The 26,506-nt window shown below is 72.0% G+C and carries 17 protein-coding genes; 1 reads left to right on the forward strand and 16 read right to left on the reverse strand.

Features of this window, described 5'->3' with window-relative positions; translation table 11 throughout:
• Window positions 1-11 precede the first annotated feature (11 nt).
• From BJF83_RS24555 to BJF83_RS30100, 15 genes are all read right to left on the reverse strand, one after another.
• Complete coding sequence (locus BJF83_RS24555) at window positions 12-1,121, reverse strand: acyl-CoA dehydrogenase family protein (protein WP_075928180.1); 1,110 nt, start codon at window positions 1,119-1,121, stop codon at window positions 12-14.
• Complete coding sequence (locus BJF83_RS24560) at window positions 1,114-1,395, reverse strand: acyl carrier protein (protein ID WP_075928181.1); 282 nt, start codon at window positions 1,393-1,395, stop codon at window positions 1,114-1,116. The genes BJF83_RS24555 and BJF83_RS24560 overlap by 8 nt, the downstream gene beginning before the upstream one ends.
• Window positions 1,392-2,213 carry a 3-hydroxyacyl-CoA dehydrogenase family protein gene (locus tag BJF83_RS24565; RefSeq protein WP_262391863.1) on the reverse strand — a complete coding sequence of 274 codons (822 nt, stop codon included), beginning with the start codon at window positions 2,211-2,213 and terminating at the stop codon, window positions 1,392-1,394. Before BJF83_RS24565 ends, BJF83_RS24560 begins: the two co-directional genes overlap by 4 nt.
• Window positions 2,134-6,819, reverse strand: a complete 4,686-nt coding sequence (locus tag BJF83_RS30085; protein WP_262391864.1) for a type I polyketide synthase — start codon at window positions 6,817-6,819, stop codon at window positions 2,134-2,136. The genes BJF83_RS24565 and BJF83_RS30085 overlap by 80 nt, the downstream gene beginning before the upstream one ends.
• Window positions 6,804-8,558: a type I polyketide synthase gene (locus tag BJF83_RS24575; protein ID WP_075928184.1), complete on the reverse strand. Its 1,755-nt coding sequence runs from the start codon at window positions 8,556-8,558 to the stop codon at window positions 6,804-6,806. The genes BJF83_RS30085 and BJF83_RS24575 overlap by 16 nt, the downstream gene beginning before the upstream one ends.
• A 35-nt stretch (window positions 8,559-8,593) precedes the next feature.
• Window positions 8,594-9,031 (reverse strand): phosphopantetheine-binding protein, encoded by a 438-nt coding sequence (locus BJF83_RS26360; protein WP_075928185.1) that lies wholly within the window; start codon window positions 9,029-9,031, stop codon window positions 8,594-8,596.
• Entirely contained in the window at window positions 8,923-11,946 is a 3,024-nt protein-coding gene (locus BJF83_RS24585) for a type I polyketide synthase (RefSeq protein ID WP_158070455.1), read from the reverse strand. The genes BJF83_RS26360 and BJF83_RS24585 overlap by 109 nt, the downstream gene beginning before the upstream one ends.
• Window positions 11,936-17,284 (reverse strand): SDR family NAD(P)-dependent oxidoreductase, encoded by a 5,349-nt coding sequence (locus BJF83_RS24590; protein ID WP_262391855.1) that lies wholly within the window; start codon window positions 17,282-17,284, stop codon window positions 11,936-11,938. Before BJF83_RS24590 ends, BJF83_RS24585 begins: the two co-directional genes overlap by 11 nt.
• Entirely contained in the window at window positions 17,188-19,989 is a 2,802-nt protein-coding gene (locus BJF83_RS30090) for a type I polyketide synthase (protein WP_262391856.1), read from the reverse strand. The genes BJF83_RS24590 and BJF83_RS30090 overlap by 97 nt, the downstream gene beginning before the upstream one ends.
• A 544-nt stretch (window positions 19,990-20,533) precedes the next feature.
• Window positions 20,534-21,796, reverse strand: a complete 1,263-nt coding sequence (locus BJF83_RS24595) for a styrene monooxygenase/indole monooxygenase family protein (RefSeq protein WP_075928187.1) — start codon at window positions 21,794-21,796, stop codon at window positions 20,534-20,536.
• Between the two features lie 64 nt (window positions 21,797-21,860).
• Window positions 21,861-22,418 carry an ATP/GTP-binding protein gene (locus BJF83_RS24600; RefSeq protein ID WP_075928188.1) on the reverse strand — a complete coding sequence of 186 codons (558 nt, stop codon included), beginning with the start codon at window positions 22,416-22,418 and terminating at the stop codon, window positions 21,861-21,863.
• A gap of 22 nt (window positions 22,419-22,440) precedes the next feature.
• Window positions 22,441-22,800, reverse strand: a complete 360-nt coding sequence (locus BJF83_RS24605; protein ID WP_075928189.1) for a DUF742 domain-containing protein — start codon at window positions 22,798-22,800, stop codon at window positions 22,441-22,443.
• A gap of 52 nt (window positions 22,801-22,852) precedes the next feature.
• On the reverse strand, window positions 22,853-23,278 hold the full coding sequence (locus BJF83_RS24610; protein WP_075928190.1) for a roadblock/LC7 domain-containing protein: 426 nt from the start codon (window positions 23,276-23,278) through the stop codon (window positions 22,853-22,855).
• 87 nt (window positions 23,279-23,365) lie between these two features.
• Window positions 23,366-24,253, reverse strand: coding sequence for an ATP-binding protein (locus BJF83_RS30095; RefSeq protein ID WP_316042356.1), 888 nt, complete (start codon window positions 24,251-24,253; stop codon window positions 23,366-23,368).
• The gene (locus BJF83_RS30100; protein ID WP_262391857.1) at window positions 24,220-25,047 is read right to left on the reverse strand and encodes a hypothetical protein; all 828 of its coding nucleotides are present in this window, start codon (window positions 25,045-25,047) and stop codon (window positions 24,220-24,222) included. Before BJF83_RS30100 ends, BJF83_RS30095 begins: the two co-directional genes overlap by 34 nt.
• Before the next feature lie 57 nt (window positions 25,048-25,104).
• Between BJF83_RS30100 and BJF83_RS27205 the strand changes: the two genes are divergently transcribed.
• The gene (locus tag BJF83_RS27205; RefSeq protein ID WP_158070456.1) at window positions 25,105-25,692 is read left to right on the forward strand and encodes a hypothetical protein; all 588 of its coding nucleotides are present in this window, start codon (window positions 25,105-25,107) and stop codon (window positions 25,690-25,692) included.
• Between the two features lie 279 nt (window positions 25,693-25,971).
• On the opposite strand, the gene BJF83_RS24625 is transcribed toward BJF83_RS27205, so the two are convergent.
• Window positions 25,972-26,499 carry a hypothetical protein gene (locus BJF83_RS24625; RefSeq protein ID WP_143832077.1) on the reverse strand — a complete coding sequence of 176 codons (528 nt, stop codon included), beginning with the start codon at window positions 26,497-26,499 and terminating at the stop codon, window positions 25,972-25,974.
• Between the last annotated feature and the right edge of the window lie 7 nt (window positions 26,500-26,506).

The following is a 26,506-nucleotide window of genomic DNA, read 5'->3' on the forward strand; positions in this document are numbered from 1 at the left end:
CTGCGGTCGGCTCAGCCGGCGGTGGCCAGCACGTGGTCGGCCAGGATGAGCGTGCACATCTCGCTGCTGCCCTCGATGATCTCCATCAGCCGGGCGTCGCGGTGGGCGCGCGCCACGGCGTGTCCGTCACGCGCCCCCGCCGACGCCAGGACCTGGAGAGCCGCGTAGGACCCCGAGACGGCCTGCGCGGCGCTGACGTGTTTGGCCAGCACCGTGGCCGCGACCATGTCGGGCGAGCCGGCGTCCCAGCGGTCACTGGCGTGTTCGCACGCGTGGGTGGCGATCCGTTCGGCGGTGTAGGTCTCGGCGAGGTGGCGCGCGACGAGTTGGTGCCGGCCGATCGGGACCCCGAACTGTTCGCGGGTCCGCGCGTGCCTGGTCGCCTCCGCCAGGCAGGACCGCAGAATGCCCACACACCCCCAGGCCACCGACATCCGCCCGTGGGTCAGTGCGGCGGTGACCAGGAGGGGCAGTGGCAGTCCGGTGCCGCCGAGCACGGCGTCGACCGGTACGCGGACACCGTCGAAGACGAGGTCGGCGTGCCCGGCGGCCCGGCAGCCCAGGGGGTCGGGGATCCGGTCGACGGTGACGCCGGGGGCGTCAGCGGGGATCACGACCGCCGCGGCCGCGTCCCCGAACCGGCCGAACACCAGGAGCAGGTCGGCGTAGACGGAGGTGGTGATCCACGTCTTGCGTCCGTCGACCACCACCGTGTCGCCCTCGGCCCGGATGGTGGTGGCCATGGCCGAGAGGTCGCTGCCCGCACCGGGCTCGCTGAAGGCGGCCGCGGCGATCTCCCCGCCTGCCAGGCGCGGCAGGTACCGGGCCCGCTGCTCCTCGTCACCGAGCCGTTCGACACTGCCCGCGACCATCTGCTGAGAAGTCATCACACTGCGCACGGAGCTGCACAGGCTCCCCGCGTGTGCTGTGAGTTCTCCTGCGTCCCGGCTGTTCAGTCCCAGCCCGCCGTACCGCGCGGGCGTCTGGGGGCACAGCAGGCCCTCGGTGGCGAGCGCGTGCCGGACCTCGACGGGCAGCAGGCCGGCCCGGTCCCACTCGGCGGCCCGGTCGCCGACGACCTCGCTCACCCGCGCGGCCAGGTCCGTCACGCCGTCAGCCATCGGTGGCCCCGTCGGTCCTCAGACGCAGGACCAGGTCGGCCATGGTCCGGACGGTACGGAAGTTGTCGAGTCTGAGGTCGCCGCCGCGGATGGACACACCATGGGTCCGCTCCAGGTGCACGACGAGTTCCATGGCGAACATCGACGACAGCCCGCCGGTGGCGAACAGGTCGACGTCCTCGCCCCACGACGCCCGGGTCCGGCTTTCCAGGAAGGTGATGAGTTCGGTCACGATCCCCCGGTGTCCCTGGGACTCGTGGGTGGGCGCGGTCATGACAGTTGCTCCGTCCGTTCGTAGGTGAAGAATCCTCGGCCGCTCTTGCGACCGAGGTCACCCGCCGCGACCTTCTCCAGCAGGAGGTCGCAGGGGCGGCAGCGCTCGTCGCCGGTGCGCTCGTGCAGCACCCGCAGTGAGTCGACGAGGTTGTCGAGGCCGATCAGGTCCGCGGTGCGCAGCGGACCCGTCCGGTGGCCGAGGCACCCGACCATGAGGGAGTCGACGTCCTCAGCGCTCGCGGTTCCCTCCTGCACCACCCTGACCGCGTCGTTGATCATCGGGTGCAGGAGGCGGCTGGTGACGAATCCGGGCGTGTCGGCCACCACCACCGACGCACGGCGCAGCACGTCCAGCAGGTCCTGGAGCGCGTTCAGGGTGCGCGGGGCGGTCCGTGCCCCCCGGACGACCTCGACGGTGCGGATGAGGTAGGGGGGGTTCATGAAGTGGGTGCCCACCAGCTCCTCGGGGCGGGGCGGGTACGCGGCGAGGTCGTCCACGGGAATGGACGAGGTGTTGGTGACCAGGACCGTACCCGGCTTGGTCCGGGTGCCCACCTCGTTGAGGAGGGCGGCCTTGAGGTCGAACCGCTCGGTGATGGCCTCGATGACGACCGTGGCCTCGGCCACGGGGGACACTGTCGTGGCGGTGCTGAGCCGCCCTGGGGCGACCCCCTCGGGCACAGCGCCCATCAAATGGGCGACGCGCGTCTGGTGGTCGATCCTGGCGCGTGCCCCCTCAAGGGCGACCTCGTCGACGTCGACCAGGGTCACCGGCACTCCGTGGACCAGGGCGAGGGACGTGATCCCGGCGCCCATGGTCCCGGCCCCGAGCACCGTGATCCGGTGCTCGTCGGGACGTGGCCGCACCAGATCCGTGGGCATGGCGGTCTCCTGCCTCGTATGGAGGGACGGGGTGTGTCGGCGGTCGGGGGCGCTCACAGTCCGCGTTCCGCCAACCAGTCGTGCAGGACTCGGGCGACGATGTCGGCGTGCTCCTCCAACATCGTGAAGTGGTCGCCCGGAACGGTGATCCGCTCGTGCGGAGGCTCCCAGCTGAACGGAGGATGGGGACTCCGTCCCGGCCGGTGATGGCGTCCTCGGGACGAAAGACCACCGAGGGCGCTCCGACGCGGCCGGGACGTACGTCGGCGAACAGCCGCATGTACCGGCCCATCGCGGTGAGGCGAGCACCGTCGACGATGCCCAGGGCTCCGCCCCGCTGGAGCATCTGGGCCTCCGTGGTCGGCAGGACCGCCTCGTCGTCGGGGTGCGGCGGGTCCAGGAGCGCCACAGCCGCGGGACGAACTCCGCGCGCCTCCAAGAGTTCGGCCACGGCGTGCGCGACCGGCCCTCCTGAGGAGCGGGAAACGACCACGAAGGGGCGCCCGGCGGCGCAACGGGCCACGGCGTCGGCCTGTGCGGCGAGGACCGCCTCCAGCGTGTCCGGAAGCGGTTCGTCGTCACGGAAGCCCGGGTGCGGGACGACCGCGACCTCCCGCAACCCGCGCACGCCCGCGGCGAACCTCGCGAACTCCTGTGGCCCCGAGGCCAGCACGATGGACGGCAGGCAGACCAGGAGGGAGGTGTCCGCCTCCTTGCTCGACAGGACGACGGGGCCCCGCGCCGAGACATAGCCCTCGGAGAAGCCGGGCCGCACGGACCCGGCCGCGTCCAGTACCCGCATCCCCTCCGCGGTCCTGCCCTGGCGGCAGAACTCCCGGAAGAGCGTGGTCAGGCTGTCCGGCGTCGTCGGCCCGTCCGTCCCGGTCCCCTCCTCCGCCGCCGACGCCCGCGTGGCCGCCCCGTCGCCGCCGACGAGGCGGTCCAGGAGGAACCCCGCCACGGCGTCGGGCGTGGTGTGCTTGAACACCAGTCCGGCGGGCAGTCGCAGACCGGTCAGGGAGCTGAGCTGGTTGCGCAGCTCGACCGCGGTGAGCGAGTCGAAACCGACCTCCAGGAAGTCCCGGTCCGCTGCCACGTCCTCCGGAGCCGAGTGGCCGAGCACCTCGGCCGCGGCCCCCCGAACGACGTCCAGGACCAAGCGGTGCCGTTGCGCGGCGTCCGCTCCGCCCAGACGGCGACGCAGCCCCGAGTCGTCCGTCGGGCCCGCCGCCCTGCGGCGCGGTCGACGCACGAGTCCCCGCAGCATCGTCGGGACGTCGGCGCCCTTCATGCTCCGTGCCGACATGGCCGCGACGTCCAACGGCACCGCCAGAACGTGCGCCTCGTCCACCGCGAGCGCCTCGTCGAAGAGTTCCGCTCCTCGCTCGGTGGCGATCTGTTCGACCATGCCCATGCGCGCGTAACGGTGCAGGTCGGTCTCGTCCAGCCGCACGGTGAGACGGCTGCGCTGCGCCCACATGCCCCATCCGATCGTGGTGGCGGGAAGCCCCAGGGCACGGCGCCGGGAGGCCAGGGCGTCGAGGTAGGCGTTGGCCGCCGCGTAGTTGGCCTGTCCCGGGTTGCCCAGCGTGCTGGCGGCCGAGGAGAACAGGACGAACTCCCGAAGGTCGAGGTCGCGCGTGAGCTCGTGCAGGTTCAACGACGCGTCGACCTTGGGGCGCATGACGTGATCGACGTGTTCGGTGGTCAACGCGGTGAAGACGGCACCGCCGACGGTGCCCGCGATGTGGACGACCGACCTCAGCGGCCGACCGTCCGGAACCGAGGCGATGACGTCGCGCAGGGCGTCGCGGTCAGCGGTGTCGCAGGCGGCGAAGGAGAGCGTGGCGCCGAGCTCGGCCAGGTCGGCCTGGAGTTCGGGACTGGTGCCCTCCCGCCCCCTGCGGCTGACCAGCAGGAGGTGGCGTGCCCCGCACTCGGCGACCAGGTGTCGGACGATCACGGCGCCGACCGTCCCGTTGGCCCCGGTGACGAGCACGGTTCCGTCCGATCCCAGGTCCCGTGGGTCCCTCTCCTCGGGGACGGCGCGCACCAGTCGCGGAACCAGCATGGCCCCGTCGCGCACCGCGACCTGGGGCTCACCGCTGGCCAGAACCCTCGCGAGGATCGTCGGCACGGCGTCGGCGCCGTCCACGTCGACGATGACGCACCGGCCGGGGAACTCGATCTGGACGGTGCGGGCGAGCCCCCAGACAGGCGCGTGGTCCAGGTCCGGGACGTCGTCGCCCTCTCCGGCGCAGACGGCCCCCCGCGTGAGAAGGAGCAGGGGCAGGTCGTCGCAGCGATCGTCGAGCAGCCAGGCCCGGATCCGGTCGAGTGCGCGGTGGGTGGCGGTTCGGGCCGCTTCCGCCGTGCCCTCGGGTTCGGGGGACATACACGGCAGCACCACCGCGGCCGGGACGGGAGCACCCGCGGCCAGGGAGGTGTGCAGCGACTCGGGGCCGTCGTGGGATCGGACCTCGTGTCCGGCCGAGGCGAGGCTGACAGCGACGCCCAGGGGGTCAGGGCCGAGGACCGCGACGGGCGGGGCCCCACCGACGCGGGGGGACGTCCCCTCGGGTCGGGTCCACGCCAGATGGAACAGGTCGTCCCCTCCCGTGCGGGTCGCGGTCGCCAACTGCTGGGGACGGATCGGGCGAAGGGCCAGGGCGCCGACTGTCGCGACGGGTCGGCCCGACTGGTCGGTGATCCGCAGCGAGACCGCGCCGTCCTCGGTCGGTGCGACGCGCACACGGACATGGGTGGCCCCGGTGGCGTGGAGGGTCACGTCTGACCAAGTGAAGGGCAGCCCAGCCGCCTCGGCGAGGCTAGGACCGCCGCGCGGGCCGAGGACGTGGGAGAGGGCGAGGGGATGTTGCGCGGAGTCCATCAGGGACGGGTGCATGCCGAAGCGGGCCGCGTCCGCCTCCGCCCCCTCGGGCAACCGCACCACCGCGTACAGCTCGTCCCGGAGCCGCCACACCGCGCGCAGACCCCTGAAGACCGGCCCGAAGGCGTTGCCCATCTCGGCCATGCGGGCGTAGAAGTCGTCCACCGGCACCGGCTCCGCTCCGTCGGGTGGCCAGGACCCCTCGCGCTCCGGGGTCTCGGGGTCCGGGTGGGGACGTGCGACCCGTCCGCTGACGTGCTGGGTCCAGGTTCCGTCGTCGTCCCCGGAGTGTCGGGAGTGCAAGGTGAGCGGTCTGGCCCCGCTGGCGTCCGGCGGCCCGACCCTGAGTTGGACACGTGCCCCGCCCCGGTCCGGCAAGCGCAGCGGCGTGTGCAGGACCAACTCCTCGACACGCGGACAGCCGACGCGTTCTCCGGCGTGCAGGGCGAGTTCCAGGAAGGCGGTCCCAGGGACCAGGACCGTGTCGAGGACGACATGGTCGGACAGCCAGGGGTGGCTGTCCAGGCCGATGCGTCCCGTGAAGAGGTACTCGTCGGCGGCGGCGAGCGGAACAGCCGCGCCGAGCATCGGGTGGTCGGCGCGGGTGAGACCCGCGGCGGTGACGTCCGCGCCCCCGGTTCCCTCGATGGCCCAGTAGTGCCTGCGCTGGAACGCGTACGTCGGCAGGTCGACCTGCCGGCTGCCGCCGAACACGGGACGCCAGTCGACGGCGACCCCGTGCACGTGCGCCCGCGCCAGCGAGGCGAGGAATCGGTCGTCACCGCCTTCGTCCCGGTGCAGGGTGGCCAGAACCACGGCGTCCTCGGCTCCCGCGTCCTCACAGGTTTCCTGGATCGGCGATCCGAGCACCGGGTGCGCAGAGACCTCCAGGAACGTGCCGTGGCCGTCGTCCAGCAACGTCCGCACGCTCTCCTCGAAGCGGACCGGCTGACGCAGGCCCCGGTACCAGTAGTCCGCGTCCATGGGGGTGTCCCCCAGAGGACCCCCCGTCAGCGACGAGTAGACGGGCACGTCCGGTCGCCGGGAGGCGACACCAGCCAGGGCGGTGGCGATCCGGCCACGCAGACGCTCCACGTGCGGTGTGTGCGAGGCGTACTCGACCGGGACGAGTCGGGCCCGCACGCCGTGGGACTCGAACTCCTTGACCAGCCGGCGAACCGCTTCGGGATCCCCGGCGATCACTGTGGCGGCGGGGCCGTTGACCGCGGCGACGCGCACCGAGCCGGCGAGCCCGGACAGGCGCTCGCGCACCTGGTCGGCGCCGAGCCGGACCGAGGCCATCGCCCCGGTGCCCGCGAGGTCCACGATCGCCTGGCTCCGCGACGCAACGACCCTGGCCGCGTCGTCCAGGGACAGCGCTCCCGCCACACACGCCGCCGCGATCTCCCCCTGGGAGTGGCCGACCACGGCGGACGGCTCGACCCCGTGGTGGCGCCAGAGGGCGGCGAGCGAGACCATCACCGCCCACAGCACGGGTTGGACGACGTCGTCCCGATCGAGTCCCGGCGCCCCCTCCTCCCCCCGGAGCACGGCTGACAGCGTCCAGTCCACGAACGGGGACAGCGCTCGCTCGCAGTCGGCGATCGAGCGCGCGAACACCGGGGAGGAGCCGATCAGGCCGACGGCCATGCCCTCCCACTGCGACCCCTGGCCGGGGAACACGAACACGGCGCGCTGGCGCGCGACGGCCCTCCCCTGGTGGACGGCGGCGTCAGGAGTTTGCTGAGCGAGGGAACGCAGGCCCCGCACGAGACCTTCCCGGTCCCGCGCCGCCACGGCCGCCTGTGCTCGAACGCCGTTCGGGTGCTGACGAGGGACCAGCCGACATCGGCGGGATCCAGGTCGGGCCGCCGCGCGAGGTGGGCGTGCAACCGGGCGGCCTGGTCCCGCAGCGCTGCCGTGGTCCGGCCGCTGAGCACCCACGGAACCGTCCGGGACCGCCCCGGCGCGGGGCCGCCCCCGACCGGTTCCGGATCGGGGTCGTCGGGAGCCTCTTCGAGGACGACGTGGGCGTTGGTCCCGCTCACTCCGAACGACGACACGGCGGCACGGCGCGGGCGGTCGGATCGGGGCCACGGCGCGGCCTCGGTCACCAGGGCCACCGCCCCGGACTCCCAGTCCACGTGCGGACTGGGCTCGTCCACGTGCAGCGTGGGGGGCAGGGTGCGGTGCCGCAACGCCATGATCGCCTTGACCACACCGCCCACACCCGCGGCCGCCCCGGCATGGCCGATGTTGGACTTCAACGAACCGACGGCGACGGGCCGGTCCGCGGGCCGGTCCCGCCCGTAGGTGGCCAGGAGGGCGTTGGCCTCGATGGGGTCTCCCAGCGTCGTTCCCGTTCCGTGTGCCTCGACCATGTCGACGTCCCCCGCGGTGAGCCGGGCGTCGGCGAGGGCGTCCCCGATCACGCGCTGCTGGGCCAGGCCGTTGGGGACCGACAGTCCGCTGCTGGCGCCGTCCTGGTTGACGGCGGAGCCGCGCAGCACGGCCAGGACGCGGTGGCCGTTGTCGCGGGCGGAGCTGAGCCGCTCCAGAAGGAGCATGCCCGCTCCCTCCGACCAGCTCGTGCCGTCCGCGGTCGAGGAGAAGGCCTTGCAGCGGCCGTCAGGGGCCAGTCCGCGCTGGCGGCTGAACGCGATCCAGGGCCCCGTGTCGGTGTAGACGCTGACTCCGCCGGCGAGGGCGAGGTCGCACTCCCCCTCACGCAGGGAGCGGGTGGCCAGGTGGAGGGCGACCAGGGAGGAGGAGCATGCGGTGTCCAGGGTCAGCGTCGGCCCCTCGAATCCGAGGCTGTAGGCAACGCGTCCGGCGGCCACGGAGGGCATGGCACCGGTGAGCAGGTAGCCCTCCAACTCCTCGCCGGCCCGCCCGATGGCGGGACCGTAGGACTGGCCGACCATGCCCAGGAACACCCCGGTGGGGGTGCCGCGCAGGGTGGTGGGGTCGATGCGCGCGTGCTCAAGGGCCTCCCAGGAGGCTTCGAGGGCGACCCGCTGCTGGGGGTCCATGGCGAGGGCCTCACGGGGGCTGATCCCGAAGAATCCGGCGTCGAACCGACCTGCTTCGTGCAGGAAGCCGCCCTTGCGCAGGTAGCTCGTCCCCGGGGTGCCGGGATCGGCGTCGAACAGGGTGTCCAGGTCCCATCCCCGGTCGGTGGGAAAGTCCGTCAGGCCCTCCCCACCCCGCTCGACGAGGTCCCAGAGGCCGTCTGGCGAATCGACCTCCCCCGGAAAACGACAGCCGATGCCGACCACCGCGATCGGTTCGTGCCGCCGACCCTGGAGTTCGTCGACGCGGCGGCGCGCGCGGCGCAGGTCGAGCGCCAGTCGACGGGCCAGTTCCTGGAACTTGTCCTCATGCGTCATGCGCGACCAACCTAGGGTTCGGGGAACAGCGTCGACTAGGAGATTCCGAACTCTTTGCCGATGAGTTCGATGAGGTCGTCATCTCTGGCGCCTTCCAGTTCCTCGTTGCCTTCCGCCGTCGTTCCCTGCCCGATGGAGAACGCCTCCAATATGTCCCGCAGCCCCGTCACCAGCTCGTCCTGGTCCGCCGCGTCCAACGCCGTGGCCTTCAGCGCGAAGCGAAGTTGGTCCAGGGCGGCGATCGGATCGTCGGTCACGGTGCTCCCCGACGCCAGCAGGAGGGAGAGCAGGTGCCGGGCGAGGGCCAAAGGTGTGGGGTAGTCGAAGGCGACGGTCACCGGAAGCTCCAGCCCCGTGGCCGCGTTCAGGACGTTGCGCAGGCGCACCGCCCCCAGAGATGTCCCGCCCGCGTCCACGAACCCGCGATGGACGTCGACCTGTTCCGGCGAGGGGAAGCCGAGCACGGCCGCCACGTGCTCGCGGACGAGTGCGAGCACGGCCTCCTCCCGGTCGCGGTCGGACAGGTGCGGCAGCGCGGCGAGGCCCGTCCGTGTCGGTCTCCCGAGCACCGCGGGCTCCTGCCCCGACTCGCCGCCCGACGTGGGCCGGGGGGGACGCGGCGCGGTGTCCAACCAGTAGTCCCGGCGTGGAAGGGATAGGTGGGCAGGTCGACCACGCCGGGCGCGTGGTCCGCGTAGACCGACGACCAGTCCGGCTCGGTCCCGCACACCCACGCCTCGGAGAGAGCGGCAAGGAACTCGCGGGGACCGCTGGTCTCACCGTGGAACGCCCCGAGAACAGCGTGCTCGCCGCGGTTCCGGTCAGCTGTCTCCAGAGTCTGCTGTATCCCGATCGTCAGGACCGCTCGCGGGCCCATCTCGACGAACGTGGTGAACTCGTCGGCCGCCATCGCACGCACGGCCGTCTCGAACCGCACCGTCTGGCGGATGTTCCGGTACCAGTAGTGGGCGTCCATGGTGGTTCCGTCGATCCGGGCGCCGTGCACCGTGGAGTACAGGCGCAGGTCACCCGGGCGGGGCCGGATCGTGTCCAGCGCGGCCAGCAGCTCCTCCCGCAGAGCACCGACCTGGGGAGAGTGAGCGGCGAAGCCCGCGGGAACGGGGAAGGCGAGCACGCCCGCGTCCGCGCACCGTTCGGAGAGCTCCGTGAGCGCGTCGGTGTCCCCGGCGACCACGACGGTGCCCGGCCCGTTGCGGGCTGCGACGTCCAGCCGTCCCCTCCAGGCGTCCAGCGACGGCGGCTCCTGCCCGGGCCGCAGCTGGAGCGCCAACATGCCGCCGACGCCCACCAAGGGCACGACGAGCCGGCTGCGGAGGGCCGCCACCGCGGCCGCGTCGTCCAGCGTCAAGATGCCCGCGATGTGCGCTGCGGCGATCTCCCCCTGGGAGTGGCCGACCACCGCGGACGGCTCGACCCCGTGGGACCGCCAGAGCCGGGCGAGGGCGACCATGATGGTGAAGAGCAGTGGTTGGGCCACGTCTGGCCGACTCACGTCCGGGGCGTCGGAGCGACCGCGCAGCACGGCGGACACCGACCAGTCGAGGTAGGGTGCGAGCGCCCGCTCGCAGTCGTCGACGGCCGCGGCGAAGACCGGCTGGGCGTCGGTGAGGGCGCCCAGGTCCAGGCGGTCGCCGAGCGCTCCTTGCCCAGGGAACACGAACGCGGTGCGGGGCTCTGGCACGGAACGGCCGCGGATGACGCCGGGAGCAGGAAGCGCGTCGGCGAAGGCGTCGAGGGCCTCGATCGCCTCGCCCCGGTCACGGACCAGGAGTGCGGCCCGGTGCGGGAACCGGGAGCGGGAGGTGGCCAGTGACCACCCCACGTCCCCGAGAGCGGTCTCCGGGCGTCGGCGCAGCATGTCGGCGAGCTGGGCCGCCTTCTCCCGCAGCGCGCCCTCGCCGCGTGCCGACAGCACCCAGGGGACGGGAACCGGTGCCGTTCTCCCGGCCGGGCTCTCCCCCCTCGGCGGGTTCTCGGACGCCTGTTCCAGGATCACGTGCGCGTTGGTGCCGCTCATGCCGAACGAGGAGACTCCGACCCGTCTGGGGCGGCCGGTCTCCGGCCAGTCCATGGCCTCGGTCAACAGCCGGACTCCGCTCCCGTCCCAGTCCACCAGGGGTGACGGCTCGTCCACGTGCAGTGTCCGCGGCAGGACGCCGTGCCGCAGGGCCATGACGGACTTGATGACGCCGCCGACCCCTGCCGCGGTCTGGGCGTGGCCGATGTTGGACTTGAGCGACCCCAGCCAGAGCGGCCGGCTCTCCGGTCGGCCGCGGCCGTAGACGGCGATGAGCGCCTGGGCCTCGATCGGATCGCCGAGCCTGGTACCCGTGCCGTGCGCCTCCACCGTGTCGATGTCGCCCGGAGACAGACCCGCGTCGTCCAGGGCCCGTGTGATCACGCGTTGCTGCGAGGGCCCGTTGGGGGCCATGATCCCGTTCGACGCCCCGTCCTGGTTGACGGCGCTGCCGCGCACCACCGCCAGAACCGTGTGTCCGTTGCGCCGGGCGTCGGAGAGCCGTTCCAACAGAATCATGCCCGCGCCCTCGGCCCATCCGGTTCCGTCTGCCGTGGCGGAGAACGCCTTGCAACGGCCGTCGGGGGCGAGCCCGCCCTGTCGCGAGAACTCCGTGAACACCCCTGGAGCGGCCATCACACAACTGCCCCCGGCCAGGGCGAGTGAGCACTCCCCGGCCCGCAGGGCCCGAACCGCCTGGTGCAGCGCCACCAGCGAGGCCGAACACGCCGTGTCCACCGTCACGGCCGGGCCGGTCAGGTCCAGTGCGTAGGAGACCCGGCCGGAGGCGACGCTGGGCAGGGACCCGGTGAGCGCGAAACCGTCCGCGGAGGCGTCCGTCAGCCGGGGCCCGTACTCCTGGGGCATGGTGCCGACGTAGACGCCGGTCTCCGATCCGGCCAGGGACGTCGGATCGATCCCGGCTCGTTCGACCGCCTCCCATGCCGTCTCCAGGAGAAGCCGCTGCTGGGGGTCGGTCGCCAGCGCCTCACGCGGGGAGATCCCGAAGAACTCGGCGTCGAAGGCGGCGGGGCGGTCGAGGAAACCGCCCTCCCCGGTCGAGGAACGCGGCGCCCCGGACGTCCCCCCGCGAAGGTCCTCCAGGTCCCAACCCCGGTCGGCCGGGAAGGGCCGCACCGCGTCGCGCCCCTCGGAGACGATGTCCCACAGTCCCTCGGGCGTGTCGGCGCCCCCGGGGAACCGGCAGCCCATGCCGATGACGGCGATCGGTTCGGGCGGAGCCGAGCGGTCCCATTCCTCGCGCAGCCGCACGTTCTCCTCACGCAGCCGTACATTCTCCTTCACCGCGGTCCTGAGGGCCGCGACCAGGCGTGCTTCGCTATTGGTCAAGTGCCGTCTCCTGTCCAACGTGGTGAGGGTCCTGACGCTCGTGGAGGGCCAGGGTGACGAGTTCGTCGACACCCATCGCGTCGATGCTGGCCTCCCGGTACGCCATCCCGGCCCCGGCGTGGGCGCCGCCCCTGTCGTGCGGGCCCGCGTCCTGTTCGGGGAGTTCGGTCGGGAAGAGCAGGTCCTCCAGGAACGCCGCGAGGGCACGCGGCGTGGGGTGGTCGAAGATCGCGGTGGCCGGCATCCGCACCCCGGTGGCGCCGCGCAGGCGGTTGCGCAGCTCGATTCCGGTCAGGGAGTCGAGTCCGATCTCGGTGAAGGGCCGGTCGGGGTTGATGGGAGACGGCCCGTCACCGGTTCCATGGCCGAGAACGACCGCGGTGTGCGTGCGGACCGCCGCGAGGACGGCGCGCTCGCGCTCGACGGAGTTCAGGTCCGCGAACCCCTCCGGGATGACGTCGCCGGCCCCCGGGGTCGATCCCGTGACTGACGGACTCCCCGACGTACCCGGGGAGGAGAGTCCGCGCAGGAAGGGTGTGTCGCCGCCGTGCTCGATGTCCAGCAGAGCGGGCACGGCGTTGACCAGATCCCAGAACAGGGCGGTGTCGAGTTGGGCGAGCGCCTCCTCGGGAGGCATCGGCGCGAGTCCTCCTCGTCGGAGTGCGTCGAGGTCGGCGTCGTCCAGGTGCCCGGTCATGCCGGCGGGTCCGGCCCACAGGCCCCAGGCGAGCGAGGTCGCGGGAACTCCGTGCTCTCTGCGGTGGTGGGCCAGTGCGTCGCAGAAGACGTTCGCGGCGGCGTAGTTGCCCTGCCCCGGATTTCCCAGCACACCGGCCGCCGACGAGAAGAGCACGAACGCGCCCAGGTCGGCGTCGGCGGTGAGTTCGTGCAGGTTCCAGACGGCGTCGACCTTCGGCCTCAGCACCCGGTCGATCTGGTCCCAGGTGAGGGAGGTGACGGTGGCGTCATCGAGAACACCGGCCGTGTGCACGACGGCGCCGAGGGGCCGGTCCTGCGGCAACCCGGCGAACAGGTCTTCGAGGGCGGAGCGGTCGGCCGCGTCACAGGCCGCCACGCGCACTCGGGCCCCGAGCCCCTCCAGTTCCGCGGTGCGCGCGTCCTGTCCCTCGGCGGCAGAGCCGCTCCGGCTGACGAGGAGCAGGTCGCGCACCCCGTAGCCGGTGACCAGATGCCGCGCCACCTGGTGCCCCAGGGTTCCCGTCCCGCCGGTGACGAGGGTCGTGCGCTCCTGTGGGAACGGCGCCGGCACGGTCAGCACCAGCTTGCCGACGTTCTCCCCCCGCTGCAGGGAGCGCAGGGCGTCCTGGGCGTGGCGGAGATCGTGGACGGTGATCCGGGGCAGTGTGAGAACGCCCGCGGAGAACAGGTCCATGACGCGCTCCAGCGTCTGGCCGATCCGCTCGGGGGGCACGTCCGTCAGCTGGAACGGGTCGTAGCCGCGCCCGGGGAAGGCCGCGGCGACATCCCGTACGTCGCGAACGTCGGTGAGCCCCATCTCCACGAACCGCCCGCCCGGGCCGTCACCGTCGCCCGGCGAACGCAGCATCCGCAGTGAGGCGTCCACGAACTCTCCGCTGAGCGAGTTGAGCACCACGTCCATCCCCCGCCCACCGTTGGCGTCCCTCAGGCGCTGCTCGAACTCCAGGTCGCGGGAAGAGGCCAGCCGGTCCTCGTCGAGCCCGTAGGCCGCCAGCCCCGCCCACTTGCGCCGGCTCGCCGTGCCGAACACGCGGGCCCCCATGTGTCGGGCGAGCTGCACCGCCGCCGTTCCGACGCCGCCCGCCGCGGCGTGCACCAGGACGCTCTCGCCCGGGCGCAGCGCCGCCAGGTCCACGAGAGCGTGGTAGGCGGTCAGGAAGGCGACGGGGACGGCCGCGGCCTGTTCGAACGTCCACTCCTCGGGGATCCGGACGAGCTTGCGGCCGTCCGCGAGCGCGATCGGACCGCAGGCTCCGTCGAACATGCCCGTCACCCGGTCGCCCGGGGTCAGGCGCGTGACCTCGGCGCCGGTCTCCAGGACGATCCCGGAGCCCTCCAACCCGATCACGGCTTCCCCCTCGACCATGCCGAGCGCGACCAGCACGTCCTTGAAGTTCACACCGGCCGCACGAACGGCCACACGGACCTCGTGGGGGCCGAGGGATCCTCCCGCGTGCGGCGCGGGCACCAGCTCAAGACTCTCCAGAGAGCCGGGACGCCGGGTGTCCAGGCGCCAGGGCGCACGCGGTGGGGTGAGCCGCCGCCCGGCGCCGGACCTGACCAGTCGAGGCAGCAGGACCGATCCCGACCGCAGCGCCAACTGGGGTTCGCCCAGTTCGACCGCGCCGGCCATCATCCGAAGCGAGTCCTCGGAACCGTCGGAGTCCACGAGGACGAGGCGGTCGGGGTGCTCTCGCTGAGCCACCCGCAGCAAGCCCCACACCGGTGCCGCCGAGAGCCCGGTGAGGCGGCTGCCCGGGTCCGTGGACACCGCGCGCCACGTCACCACGACCAGTCGTGCGTGTTCGGTACGAGGATCGGTCAGCCAGGCGCGGATGGTCTCCAACGCCGCGTCGAGCCCTCGGCGGACGGACTCGGGCACCGAGGCGTCCTCGGCGTAGACGGCGCTGGCGGGCAGTTCCGTGTAGACGACCGGCGGCACCGCGCCGTCGAGGTCGAGCCCGTTCAGGTCCGGCAGGTCCGTGGGAACGACGGGCGATGGACCCGGAGCGGTGGCCCTGTCCCACACGAGTTCGTACAAACCCGGAAGCTCGGAGGGGTCGCGCGCGGGGAGGGTGTCCTCGTCGAGCGCACGCAGGACCAGTTCGTCGACGGAGACGACCGGCTCGCCCGCCGCGTCCGCGACGTGGAGGCGGAACCGGTCGGCCCCGAGCCGCGTGGCGCGAACGCGCAGTCGATCTGGCGCCGGCACCCCGGCGACGGCGCGGACGCGGACTCCCGACCACGTGAACGGGACCGCCAGTCCACGTCCACCGATCCCGCCGTGGAGCAGGACGGCGTGCAGCGCGGCGTCCACCAGAGCCGGATGGGGGCCGTGGAAGGGACCGCCGGTGAGGGGTGTCTCGGGCGGTTCGATCTCGGCCAGCAAGTCGTCGCCGAGTCGCCACACCCTCCGCAACCCCTGGAAGAGGGCGCCGTAGGCGTACCCGTACCGGGCGAGTCGGACGTAGTCGGGCCGGGCGGTCACCGACTCGGCGTCGGCCGGGGGCCACGGCCCGTCCGGCGCGAGGGCGACGCCGTCGTTCCAGACCGGGGGACCCTCGACCAGGGTCCCCGACGCGTACCGGGTCCATGGGGCGTCCGCCGCGGCGTCGTCGCGTCGCGCGTGGACGTTCAGCTCACGCCGGCCTCGGTCGTCGGGGGGGTCCAACGTGACCTGGAGCCCGGCGCCCTCGCCGCGCGCCAGCACCAGTGGCGTCTCCAGGACCAGGTCCTCCACGGTGGCGCCGACCTTGTCGGCCGCGTGCGCGACCAGGTCCACCAACGCGGTGCCCGGCACGACGACCCTGCCCAGCAGTTCGTGGTCACGAACCCAGGGCTGTCCGTCGAGGTCCACGCGGCCGGGGAACACGGTGCGCCCGTCGGCCAAGGCCAGTGCCTCGCCCAGAAACGGTTCGGCGGGCTTCGCACGGACGACGTCGGCGGGTGCGGACGGGACCGCCCAGTGGCGTTGGCGCCGGAAGGGGTCGACGGGAACGGTGACTGGGGCGCCCTCGTCGGCGACGCCCTCCAAGACCACGTGTGCGTTGGTGCCGCTGATCCCGAAGGAGGACACGGCCGCCCGGCGGGGACGCCCGGTGTCCGGCCACTGCTCCGGCTCCCGGAGCAGGCGCAGACCGCTTTCCGTCCAGTCGATCCTGTCGGTGGGCTCATTCACGTGCAGGGTGCGCGGCAGCCGTCCGTGCCGCAGGGCCTCCACCGTCTTGATCACCCCGGCCACCCCGGCGGCGGCCTGGGTGTGCCCGATGTTGGACTTGAGCGACCCCACGCGCAGGTCCTCGTCGCGCTCGCGCCCACTCCCGTACACCGAGATGAGCGCGCGCGCCTCGATCGGATCGCCCAACGGGGTCCCGGTCCCGTGGGCCTCGACCGCGTCGACCTCGTCCGGCCTCAGACCAGCCGACTCCAGCGCCCGCCGCATCACCCGTTCCTGGGCTTCCCGGTTGGGCGCGGTCAATCCATTGCTGGCCCCGTCCGAGTTGACGGCGCTGCCCTTGACCAGGGCCAGCACCGGCCGTCCGTGGCGGCGGGCCCGTGACGCGCGTTCGAGCAGGAGCATCCCCGCGCCCTCGGCCCAGGCGGTCCCGTTCGCGTCGGCGCCGAAGGCACGGCAGCGCCCGTCGGGGGACAGGCCGCGCTGGACGGAGAACTCCAGGAACATTCCGGGGGTGGCCATGACCGTGGCGCCGCCCGCCAGGGCCATCTCGCACTCTCCGCGCTGGATCGCCGCCACCGCTTGGTGCAGGGCCACCAGGGAGGACGAGCATGCGGTGTCGATGGTCAGCGCCGGGCCCCTCAGCCCCAGGACATAGGCGATGCGGCCCGACGCGACGCTCAGGGTACCGCCGGTGAGACGGTATCCGGAGTCGTCTCCCACGGCGGGGTCCGCCAGTCGCGGGCCGTAATCGGTCGGCATGGCGCCGACGAACACGCCGACCTGGCGTTCACGGAGGTCGGCCGTGTCCAGCCCGGCGCGCTGGACCGCCTCCCAGGAGGTCTCCAGCAGTAGTCTTTGCTGGGGATCCATGGCATCGGCCTCGCGGGGGCTGATGCCGAAGTAATCGGCGTCGAACATGTCGGCGTCGTACAGGAAACCGCCGGAGCGCGTGTAGGTTCGGCCGGGGGCGCCCGGTTCGGGGTCGTAGAGAGCGCCCAGGTCCCAGCCGCGGTTGTCGGGAAAGGCCCCGATCGCGTCCACGCCGTCCTCCACGAGCTGCCACAGCCGCTCGGGAGATCGCGCTCCGCCCGGCAGCCGGCAGGCCATCGCGGTGATCGCGACGGGGTCGCCGTCGGGGATCCGGACCGGAGCCGCCACGGGCACGACCGGGGGGGACGGGACCACCGGTTCGGAGGCGGGCCGGGCGGGCCCGGACGCCTCTTCCCCCACCTCGCCCACGAGGAACTCCGCGAGCGCGGAGGGGGTGGGCTGATCGAACACGGCGGTGTCCTCCAGACGAACTCCGGTCTCCCGGGACAGAGCACGCGCGAGCTGCAGCAGCATCATCGAGTCGAAGCCGAGGTCGCGCAGGGCCCGATGCTCATCCGCCTCGGGCAGGGACGACCGGCCGAGGATCCTGGCGACGTTCTCTCGGACCAACTCACGGACGCGGGCCCACCGCGCTCCGAGGCCGCCGTCGACGCGTCCCGCTCCACGACGGCCGCGGTCCGTTGGCCCGGCCAGTAGCTGCGCCGTTGGAACTGGTAGGTCGGCAGGTCGACGCAGCGCGCCCCGGTTCCGCCGAACAGCGTGGCCCAGTCGATGTCGACACCGGCCGTGAACGCCTGCCCGGCCGCGGTCAGCAACTGCGCCTGGTCCCCCTCGCCCCGGCGCAGGGTGGGCAGTACCCGGCCGCGCGCACCGGCGGCGTCGAGCACCCCCTGCACGCCGAGGGAGAGCACCGGGTGCGGACCCACCTCGATGAACGTCCGCCATCCCGCGCCGATGGCGGCCTCCACCGCCGAGGCGAACTTCACCGTGCCGCGCAGTCCCGAGTACCAGTACTCGCCGTCCAGCCGTGGGCCGTCAGGGCCGATTTCGGCTCCGGTGAGAGTGGAGAGGAACGGAATCCGGGCGGGGCGGGGATCCACGTCCGCGAGCAGCTCGCGCAGGTCCGCGCGGATGCGCTCGACGTGGGACGAGTGGGACGCGTAGTCCACGTCCACCAAGGCCGCGTGGACTCCGTGCTCGACGCAGTGTTCCACGGCGCGGCGGACCGCCGCCCGGCCTCCTGAGACCACGACCGACTCGGGTCCGTTGACCGCGGCCAGATACAGGTCCGTGTCGCCCTCGACGAGCACCTTGGCGCGTGCGCGGGACAACCCCAGCGACGCCATCCCGCCCGTTCCGGCCAGCGCGGTCAACGCCTGGCTCCGGAGGGCCACGATTCGCGCGGCGTCCTCCAGCGACAGGATCCCGGCCACGTACGCGGCGGCTATCTCTCCTTGGGAGTGACCGACGACCGCCGCGGGCTCGACTCCCATGGCCGACCACACCCTGGCCAGCGAGACCATGACCGCCCACAGCACGGGCTGCACGACGTCCACCCGTGCCCCGGCTCCGACGAACGCCGGTGCCTGGGGTTCCCCGCGCAGCACGTGCAGGAGTGACCAGTCCACGTAGGGGTCCAGGGCCCGCTGGCACTCCAGCAGTTGCCGGGTGAACACCTGGGAGAGGGGGCCGTCGTCGTTGAGGAGTCCACGGGCCATCCCCTCCCATTGGCCTCCCTGGCCTGGAAAGAGGAGGACGGGCCGTCTCTGCGTCCCGTCGACCGGCAGCGACGCGGGCCGGACGGACTCGAGCTCGCGGGCGGCCCCTCCGACCGGCGCGAGGATCACCGCCCGGTGCTCGAAAACCGATCGGGTGGTGGCCAGTGACAGGCCAACGTCCTGGGCCCGCAGCCCCGGACGGGACGAGACGAAGAAGTGCAGGGACGACGCCTGGGCGCGCAGAGCCTCCTCGGACCGGGCCGAGAGCACCCACGGAACGGGGTCGAGGACCCCGTCCCCCGTTCCGGTGCCGGGCCGGTCGGCCAGCACCGCCGGCGGCGGTCCCAGCACGAGGTGGCAGTTGGTGCCTCCGACTCCGAAGGAGGACACGCCCGCCAGCGGGGAGTTCACGGGCCAGGGCACGCGCCGGGTCTGGGGGCTCAGCCGCAACGCCTCCAGATCGATGTCCGGATGCGGCTCAGCGAAGTTGCGCGTGGGCGGAATCTGCTGGTGGGAGAGGCTGAGCACGGTCTTGACGAGGCCGACGACACCCGCGGCGCCCTCCAGGTGTCCGACGTTGGTCTTGGCGGAACCCACGTACAAGGGATCCTCGCGCCCGTCCGCGAACACCGCTCCCAGAGCGGCCGCCTCGACCGGGTCGCCGACCGGGGTTCCCGTGCCGTGGAGTTCGACGTAGGCGACCTGTGTCGGGTCGACCGCCGCCCTGCGGTACGCCGTGCGCAGGACCTCCTTCTGCCCCAGGGCGTCCGGACGGGCGAGGTAGGAGGTCTGGCCGGAGTTGTTCACGGCGCCGCCCCGCAGGACCGCGTGAACCGGGTCCCCGTCGGCCAGGGCCCGGTCCAGCGGTTTGAGCACGACGACGGCTCCGCCCTCACCCCGCGCGTAGCCGTTGGCCCGCGCGTCGAAGGTGTAGCAGCGCGCATCCGGGGAGAGCCCGCCGAACCCGATGAGGCTCTCGGTGCTCTCGGGAGCCAGGATGAGGTTCACCCCGCCGGCGAGAGCCGTCCCGCACTCCCCACGGCGCAGGCTCTCCATCGCCATGTGCACGCTCACGAGGGACGACGACTGCCCGCTGTCCACGGTCATGCTCGGCCCGGCCAGCCCGAGGGCGAAGGAGACCCGGTTGGCGATCATGCCGCGCTGGGTGCCCGTGAACGCGTGGTGGGTCCGCCCCTCCTGTCCGGCACGCTGCTGGACGAGGGCGAAGTCGGAGGTGATCGCACCGATGAACACACCGGTGTCCGTGCCGCTCAGCGAGTCCGGTGCGACGCGTGCGTGCTCCACGGCCTCCCAGGCGAGTTCGAGTATGAGACGCTGTTGGGGGTCCATGGCCGTGGCCTCGCGCGGAGAGATGCCGAAGAAGTCAGCGTCGAAGTCCTCCACCCGGTCGAGGTACCCGGCCCAGTACCAGTCGCGCGAGGCGGAGACGACTCCGAGCCGCTCCGGAGGCGCGGAGATCGACTCCCGGCCCTCGCAGAGCAGCCGCCAGAATGCGTCGGGAGTCGAGGCGCCCGGGAGTCGGAGGGAGATCCCGATCACGGCGATCAGTTCACCGGCCTCTGGAGGCGTCCGCACACCCGTCACCATCGTCGTCTCCGATCTCACTTCACCCGACGTCGTTCCGCACATCGCAGGGATCGCCTCCGCCAGCGATCTTCCAGTGCAAATGCACGGTCAGGTCATTGTTTGCGCAGGTCAGGAATGATCGATTAGCGGACCGCGCCCACCACGTATTGGTCCGGGACGCGGGGGTTCCCCTGGAGGACCGGAGAGGAGAGGAGAGGAACACGGCCGGGGGACGTCGCGTACCGCTCCACCGAGAGAAGACTCACCGCGGCGTCAACGGATCAGTCGCGGAAAGAGGGATCGGACCTCAGGCAACAAAAAACCCACCACTCACCATGTAACGCTTTCGGACATCAACGTGAAGGATCGTACCCGCAGCTCGCAGCCCGTGACAACGAAAACTCCCTTTTGGGACATTGTTGTTTCACATTCGGACCGAGTACGTAACCGCCCGGTGACCCCCATGAAAAGCGTCTGAGTCCGGCGCCCACGAGGACACCGGACTCGGGACACCGTGCCGCGCGCGCCTCAGTCGCCGTGCCGCGCGCGCGCCTCAGTCGCCGTGCCGTGCGCGCACCTCGGCCACGTACTCGGCGGCCAGATCCGGGTCCAGCAGCCACTTCCTGTAATCCGGTGCATAGTCCCAACCCTGGATCCAACGGTCAGAGACCTCGCGGTACTTGACCGCGGCGGACAGCAGGTTGAGCATTTCCTGGGGCATGTCGCCCTGGTCCCACCACGTAGAACACATCTCGGACCACTGCTGGTTGTACAGACCGAATTCCCAGAAGCGATCGAAGGCGCCGACCAGGAACTCCTCGTCGAAGGGTCGCTCACCGTGCTCGATGATGGCTTCCAGGTAGGCCTTGGCGCACCGCGTGGAGTTGTTCCAGCTCTGACCGACGTAGGGGTCCATCGTCACGACCACGTCCGCCATGCCCAGGACTCGGCCGCCGGAGGGCAGGACCCCCACGGGGTTGCGCACCTGGGGCGTCAGATCCTCGATCAACGTGCTCCTGTGACCGTCGACCAGGACCGCGTCCTTGACGCGCTCGAAGTACTGCGGGGCGTACTGCCGGAGCAGGTCCTTCATCCTCCGCAGCTGCTCCTCGGGACCCGGCCGGTCGGGCCACGCGTCCATCGGGCCGCCGCGCTTGTCCACCATGAGCAGGTTGTGGGCCGGCCCGTCCTGCGTGAGGATCGGCATGAAGATGATGTTGCCCGCCTCGGCCGCGGACGCGGCCCAACTGATGTTCTCCTCGCCGTCCGTGTCCGGCCAGACGTCGTAGACCTGCGCCTGGGCGATCGACCGGGGCCTGGCTCCGGAGAACCTGCTCTCGTCGTAGTCGAAGAGCTGCCCGAGCTCCCCGTGTCCGACAGCGACGATGATCAGTTCGAACATGCGGGTGAAGTAGTCCAGATCCGTGACGGTGACTCCGTGGATCACGACCTTGCCGCCGCGGTCCTCGAAGTACTCCAGCCAGTCGGCCATCTTCACACGCCTGTCGACGGACACCGAGTAGTCGTTTCCCTCACCGGTCCTGCCGGTGAAGGACATGCACACGCCCTGGCCCGGGTACAGATGCACCTTCTGTTCCCTGATCTGGGGTGACAGGGCACTCCAGAGGTCCAGGTCGTGCTCGCGCTCGTAGTTCAGGGCCGTGGGGAAGGTGAACTGGGAGATCGACGCCTTGCCGGTGCGGATCTCCATCGACGACTGCCCCGTGATCACCGTGACGTCGTAGCCTTCGGTCAGCAGCCCATGGGCCAGGTGCAGTCCGGCATGGCCCGCGCCGACGATAAGGATCTTGCGCATCTGTCGCTAACTTTCCTGGGGAGTCTACGGGGGCGGTGGGGAGGGCGAGGCGTCTCCCCGCCCGTCAGCCGACGGGCTCGCTCGCGCGGTTGTGCTGGAGCGCGTACCGGAGCAACGTCTTGAGGACGTCGCCGCCGGAGTTGCGCTGGCGGGCGTCGAAGTCGATGATCGGCACCTCCGGGCTCACCTCCAACGCCTCGCGGACCTGCTCGGCCGAGTAGTCGAGACGTCCCTCGAACTTGTTCAGCGCGACGATGTAGGGGATGCGCCGGTTCGTCTCGAAGTAGTCCACCGCGTCGAAGGAGTCCGCGAGCCTGCGGCAGTCGACCACGACGACGGCACCCACCGCGCCGCGCACCAGATCGTCCCACATGAACCAGAAGCGCGCCTGTCCGGGCGTGCCGAACATGTACATGACCAGTTCGTCGTCGATGGTGATGCGGCCGAAGTCCATCGCGACGGTGGTCGTCATCTTGTCGGGTGTGATCGAGGTGTCGTCATGGCCGATGCTCGCCTCGGTCATGATTGCCTCTGTCGTGACCGGTGGAATCTCCGAGACCGAGCTCACCAAGGTCGTCTTGCCGGCGCCGAAGCCTCCGGCGATGACGATCTTGCTCGACATCTTCTTGCGATTCGACCTGTTGTCACTGGAAAAGTCGTTCGAGACCACGAAGAGCCCTCTCCAGAACCTGGTTTTCCGATGGACTACTGCCGGTGATGGTGGGGTGGATGTACACCAGGTCCTGCTCGGCCAGGTCGCTGACCAGGACCTGGGTGACACCCAGGGGGATGTTCAGCTCCGCCGACACCTCGGCGAGTGACCGTGTCTCCCGGCACAGTCGGTAGATGTTGATCGACTCCGGCATGAGGGTGCTGGGAGGTTCGTGCCCGGGCTCGGACGTCGAGACCAGGGTCTGCACCATCAGCGGATGCCGCGACCGCGTCCGCCCGCCCGTGAAGGTGAACGGGCGGACGCGGTTACTCCTTCGCCTGCGGAAGCTCATGTCAGTGGCAACCTTCTCGTGATCCCTGTCGAACCGCTACGGGTCGCCGCGCTCAGTTCTGGATGACTTCGCGCAGTTGCGATCGCAGCTGGGGGGTGAGCACGTGCGCGACGTTCTCCACGAGCTTGGTCATCTGGAACCCGATGAGCTTGAGCTCGCTGCCCGGGGAGGTGAGGACGGCCATGCACGAACCGTCGCTGATGGCCATGATGAACAGGTGGCCCTTGTTGAACCGGACCAGGAGCTGCTCGCACTCGCCGCGCTGGAACAGCGACGCGCCGCCGACTGCCAGGCTGTGCAGACCGCTGGCGATCGCCGCGAGCTGTTCGGCGTGCTCCTCGGGAAAGTCACTGGAGTGCGTCAGCACCAGACCGTCGGACGAGACGACCACGGCGTGCTCGACTCCGCGGACGTCCCGGACGAACCGGTCGATGAGCCAGGAGAAGTTCTCAACGCTTTCGTTCACGTGTTCGGTCATCGCTCTACCTGCCTGGGCCGAGGGTCGTTACGGGGGGACGGGGGGTGCGTGTCGGCACCCGGGGGACGTGTCGGGGAGAGAGGGGGATCACGTGGCCTCTCCGTCCGATTTGTCCTCGAGGGCTTCCCGTTCGCCTTCGAGGAAGTCTCCGAGCTCGTCGCGGATCTGTTCGGCCCTGGCCTCGCCGGTCAGCCTGGGCGGGGCGTCGGACGGCGGTTCGGTCTTCGCGACGTGGTCCGGAGGGGGCATCATCCGCAGGGGCGACCCGTGGGGCGTGGCGCTGCGACGGGGCAGTCCCGCGGCGGTGACGGCGGAGTTACCGCCGCCGAGGGGCTTGTGGGCGGAGTCGCCGTTCACGCCGTTGGTCCCGGTCGCGGGCGGGGCGGCCAAGGGGGTCTTGGGCGCGACCGCCGGGGGCACCGTCGAGGTGCGGGCCTGGCCCGGGATCGGGGGCGTGGCCACGCGCAGCAGATCGTTGGGGATGATCGCGTAGGCGTTGACCCCCCGGAAGGAACGCGACTCCAGGCGTGCCTCCAGACCGTGCCTGCGCGCGATCCGGCTGGCGACGAACAGGCCCATGTGCCGCGGGACCTCCTCGTCGAGGACGGGCGCCCCGGAGAGCCTGCGGTTGAGGTCCACGAGCTGGGACTCGGGGATTCCCACACCCTCGTCCTCGACCACGATCATGAGTCGGCCGTCGTCGAGTTCCCGCGCGCTGACCACGACCTGGGAGTGCTCGGGCGAGTTGGCGGTGGCGTTGTCCAGCAGTTCGGCCAACAGGTGGCTGACGTCGTCGGCGGCCATACCGGTGATGGACGTCTGCGGGAGCTTGCCGAGGCGCACCCGCGGGTAGTCCTTGATCTCTGAGGTCGCGGCGCGGGCGACGTCCAGGAGCGGCACGATCTCGTCGTGGGCATCGGACTCGCCGCCGTCGTGGCCGGTCAGCACCAGGAAGTTCTCCCCGTTGCGTCGCATCCGGGTGGCGAGGTTGTCGATCTGGAAGAGCTTGTCGAGCAGGTCGGGGTCCTGGGCGTCGGTCTCCAGTTCCTCGACCGTCTCCAGCAGGGCGTCGACCAGCGACAGGTCGCGCATGGCCAGACCGGCGAGCGCCTCGTTGAGCAGGCCCTCGCGGTCCGTGGAGCCGACAAGCCGCTCCCGGTCGTCGGCGGCGTCCGCGGCCTCGGGGGCCTCCTCCAGGGCGGCCGGAGCCTCCCCCTGGGCCTCCTGGGCGACGGCTCCCGGGTGTCGGGAGTCTCCGCTTCGGGAACGCCCGCGGGCTCGTAGCGGTCGTCGTCCGCCTCGGGAACGCGCGTGCGGTCCTCGGCGTCCGACCGGTCGGAGTAGGTCGCCGGTTCGGCGGTGATCACCGGCGGCGCCTGGCCCGAGGTGAGCACGATGACGTGCTGGACGGGCTGACCGTAGGCGGGGATGTGGCCGGGGACGACCATCGGCTGCCCCGGGTACACGTAGCCGGGCGGCTGGTAGGGCGCCGGGTAGGCGACCATCGGCGGCGCGTAGGCGTAGGCCTGGTACCCGGGCTCGGCCGGGTAGCCGTAGGCCCCGTGGAGGGCGAACTGGTGCCCGGGACGCGGCTGTGAGACCTGTTCGTAGCCCTGGGGAACGTGCTGTGCCGGGTATCCGGCGTACGCACGGGGAAGGAGCTGGCCCTGGTGCGAGGGGAGCCCGGGGACGGCCGGATGCCCCGCGTGGCCGGGGTGGGCCTGGGGGAACTGGCCGTGGTACGGCTCCACCGCGAACCGGCCCGACACGTGCTGCTCCTGGGGACCGGCCCCCGACGGGTACCCCGCGTACCCTTGGCCGACGGGATGGCCCTGGTTCGGGGCGAGCCCGAAGGCGTCGTGGGGCTGCGCGTGCACGGGACCGGCGGGGTGGCCCTGAGGGCCGGGCTGACCGGGGTGCGACGGGCTGCCGTGCGCGGTCGTGTAGCCGGGGTACGCCTGGTGGGAGAGCTGTCCCTGGGCCCCGGGGTGCGCGGCGAGGCTCTGGTCCGTCGGATGCACGGGATTCCCCGGGTATCCGACGCGGCCGTGATCGACGATCGGCCCCTGATCGGCCTGTGGCCCAGAGTAGGCGGGTCGGCCCTGATGCCCCGGCGGCGTCGCGGAGCCGTGGGCCCGCTGGCGTGCGGGGTCGCCCGGGTACGCCGGCGTCCCCTGCACTGCCTGGTACCCCGCGTACCCCTGGTCGACCGGACGCCCCTGGGGTCCGGACGGATCCACGGGGCCCGGGTGCGCCGCCACTCCCGGTGCGACCTGGTGCCCGGCGACGGGGCCTGGCTCCTCCGGGTCCGCAGAGTGTGTCTGGGCCCTCCGTCCGGGCTCGTGCCCGGGTTGACCGTCGTGGGCTGGGGAGTCCTGTTCGGCCCGGGACTCCTGGCCCTGGCTTCTCCCTGAGCGGGGCCTCGACGTGGCGCCCTCACCGGAAGCCGGGCTCCCTCGGTCGCGACGGGCGCCGTCCGCGCCGATGAGCCGTGCACCTCGGCCTCGGGCAGGACGGCCTGTGGTCCGGTGATCGGATCCGGGGTTCGGGATCGCGCTGTCCCGTACGGGTTCGGCTGGTCGTCCATGCGCGAACCTCCCTCCAGGGGGTCGGCCCCGTGCTGCCCGGTCGCTGGCGTCTGCCGGTCCGCTGCACCCGAGGAGTCGGGGGTCGCGGATGCGGTCTGGCCGGTCTCACCGGTGCGCGGGGGGTGGTCGGCACGCGTGTCGTCGGACCTGGCGGGGGGGCCGTCGGGTGGGGAGCTCCGAGTTGTGCCGGGATCTGTGGGTGTCGCGCTCGGCGTCGGTCGCGGAGCGCGCCGGGGCGGCCGGCTTCCGCCGCTCATCGGCGGCGGCGTCGGTCGCCCCGGGCTCGGAGCCGGGGGCGGGGCGCGGTGCGGCGCCCGTGGCGGAGTCGTTCATGAGAGGGGAGTTCGGGGTCCTGGGCCGACCGCGCGGCGTGGGCTCGTCGAGTCCCGCACCGCGCCACTGGCCGACCGGGTGGGCGCCGGGTTCGACGTCGTCGACTTCCAGGCGCCGGTTGGTGTAGGGGTTCGGAACGCTCGTACGCGTCGCGGGACGGTACCCCTTCTCCGCCGAGGCGGAGAACGGGCCGACGGGCCGGTCGGACGGTTCGTCCTTGGCCTTGGCGGCGGATCCGGACGAGTCCTGGCCGCCCTTCCCGCCGGCAGGCCGCGAGTGCGGATGCACAGGCTGATGCACGGGATGT

It is taken from the genome of Nocardiopsis sp. CNR-923 (assembly GCF_001942255.1).
Classification (GTDB): Bacteria; Actinomycetota; Actinomycetes; order Streptosporangiales; family Streptosporangiaceae; genus Nocardiopsis.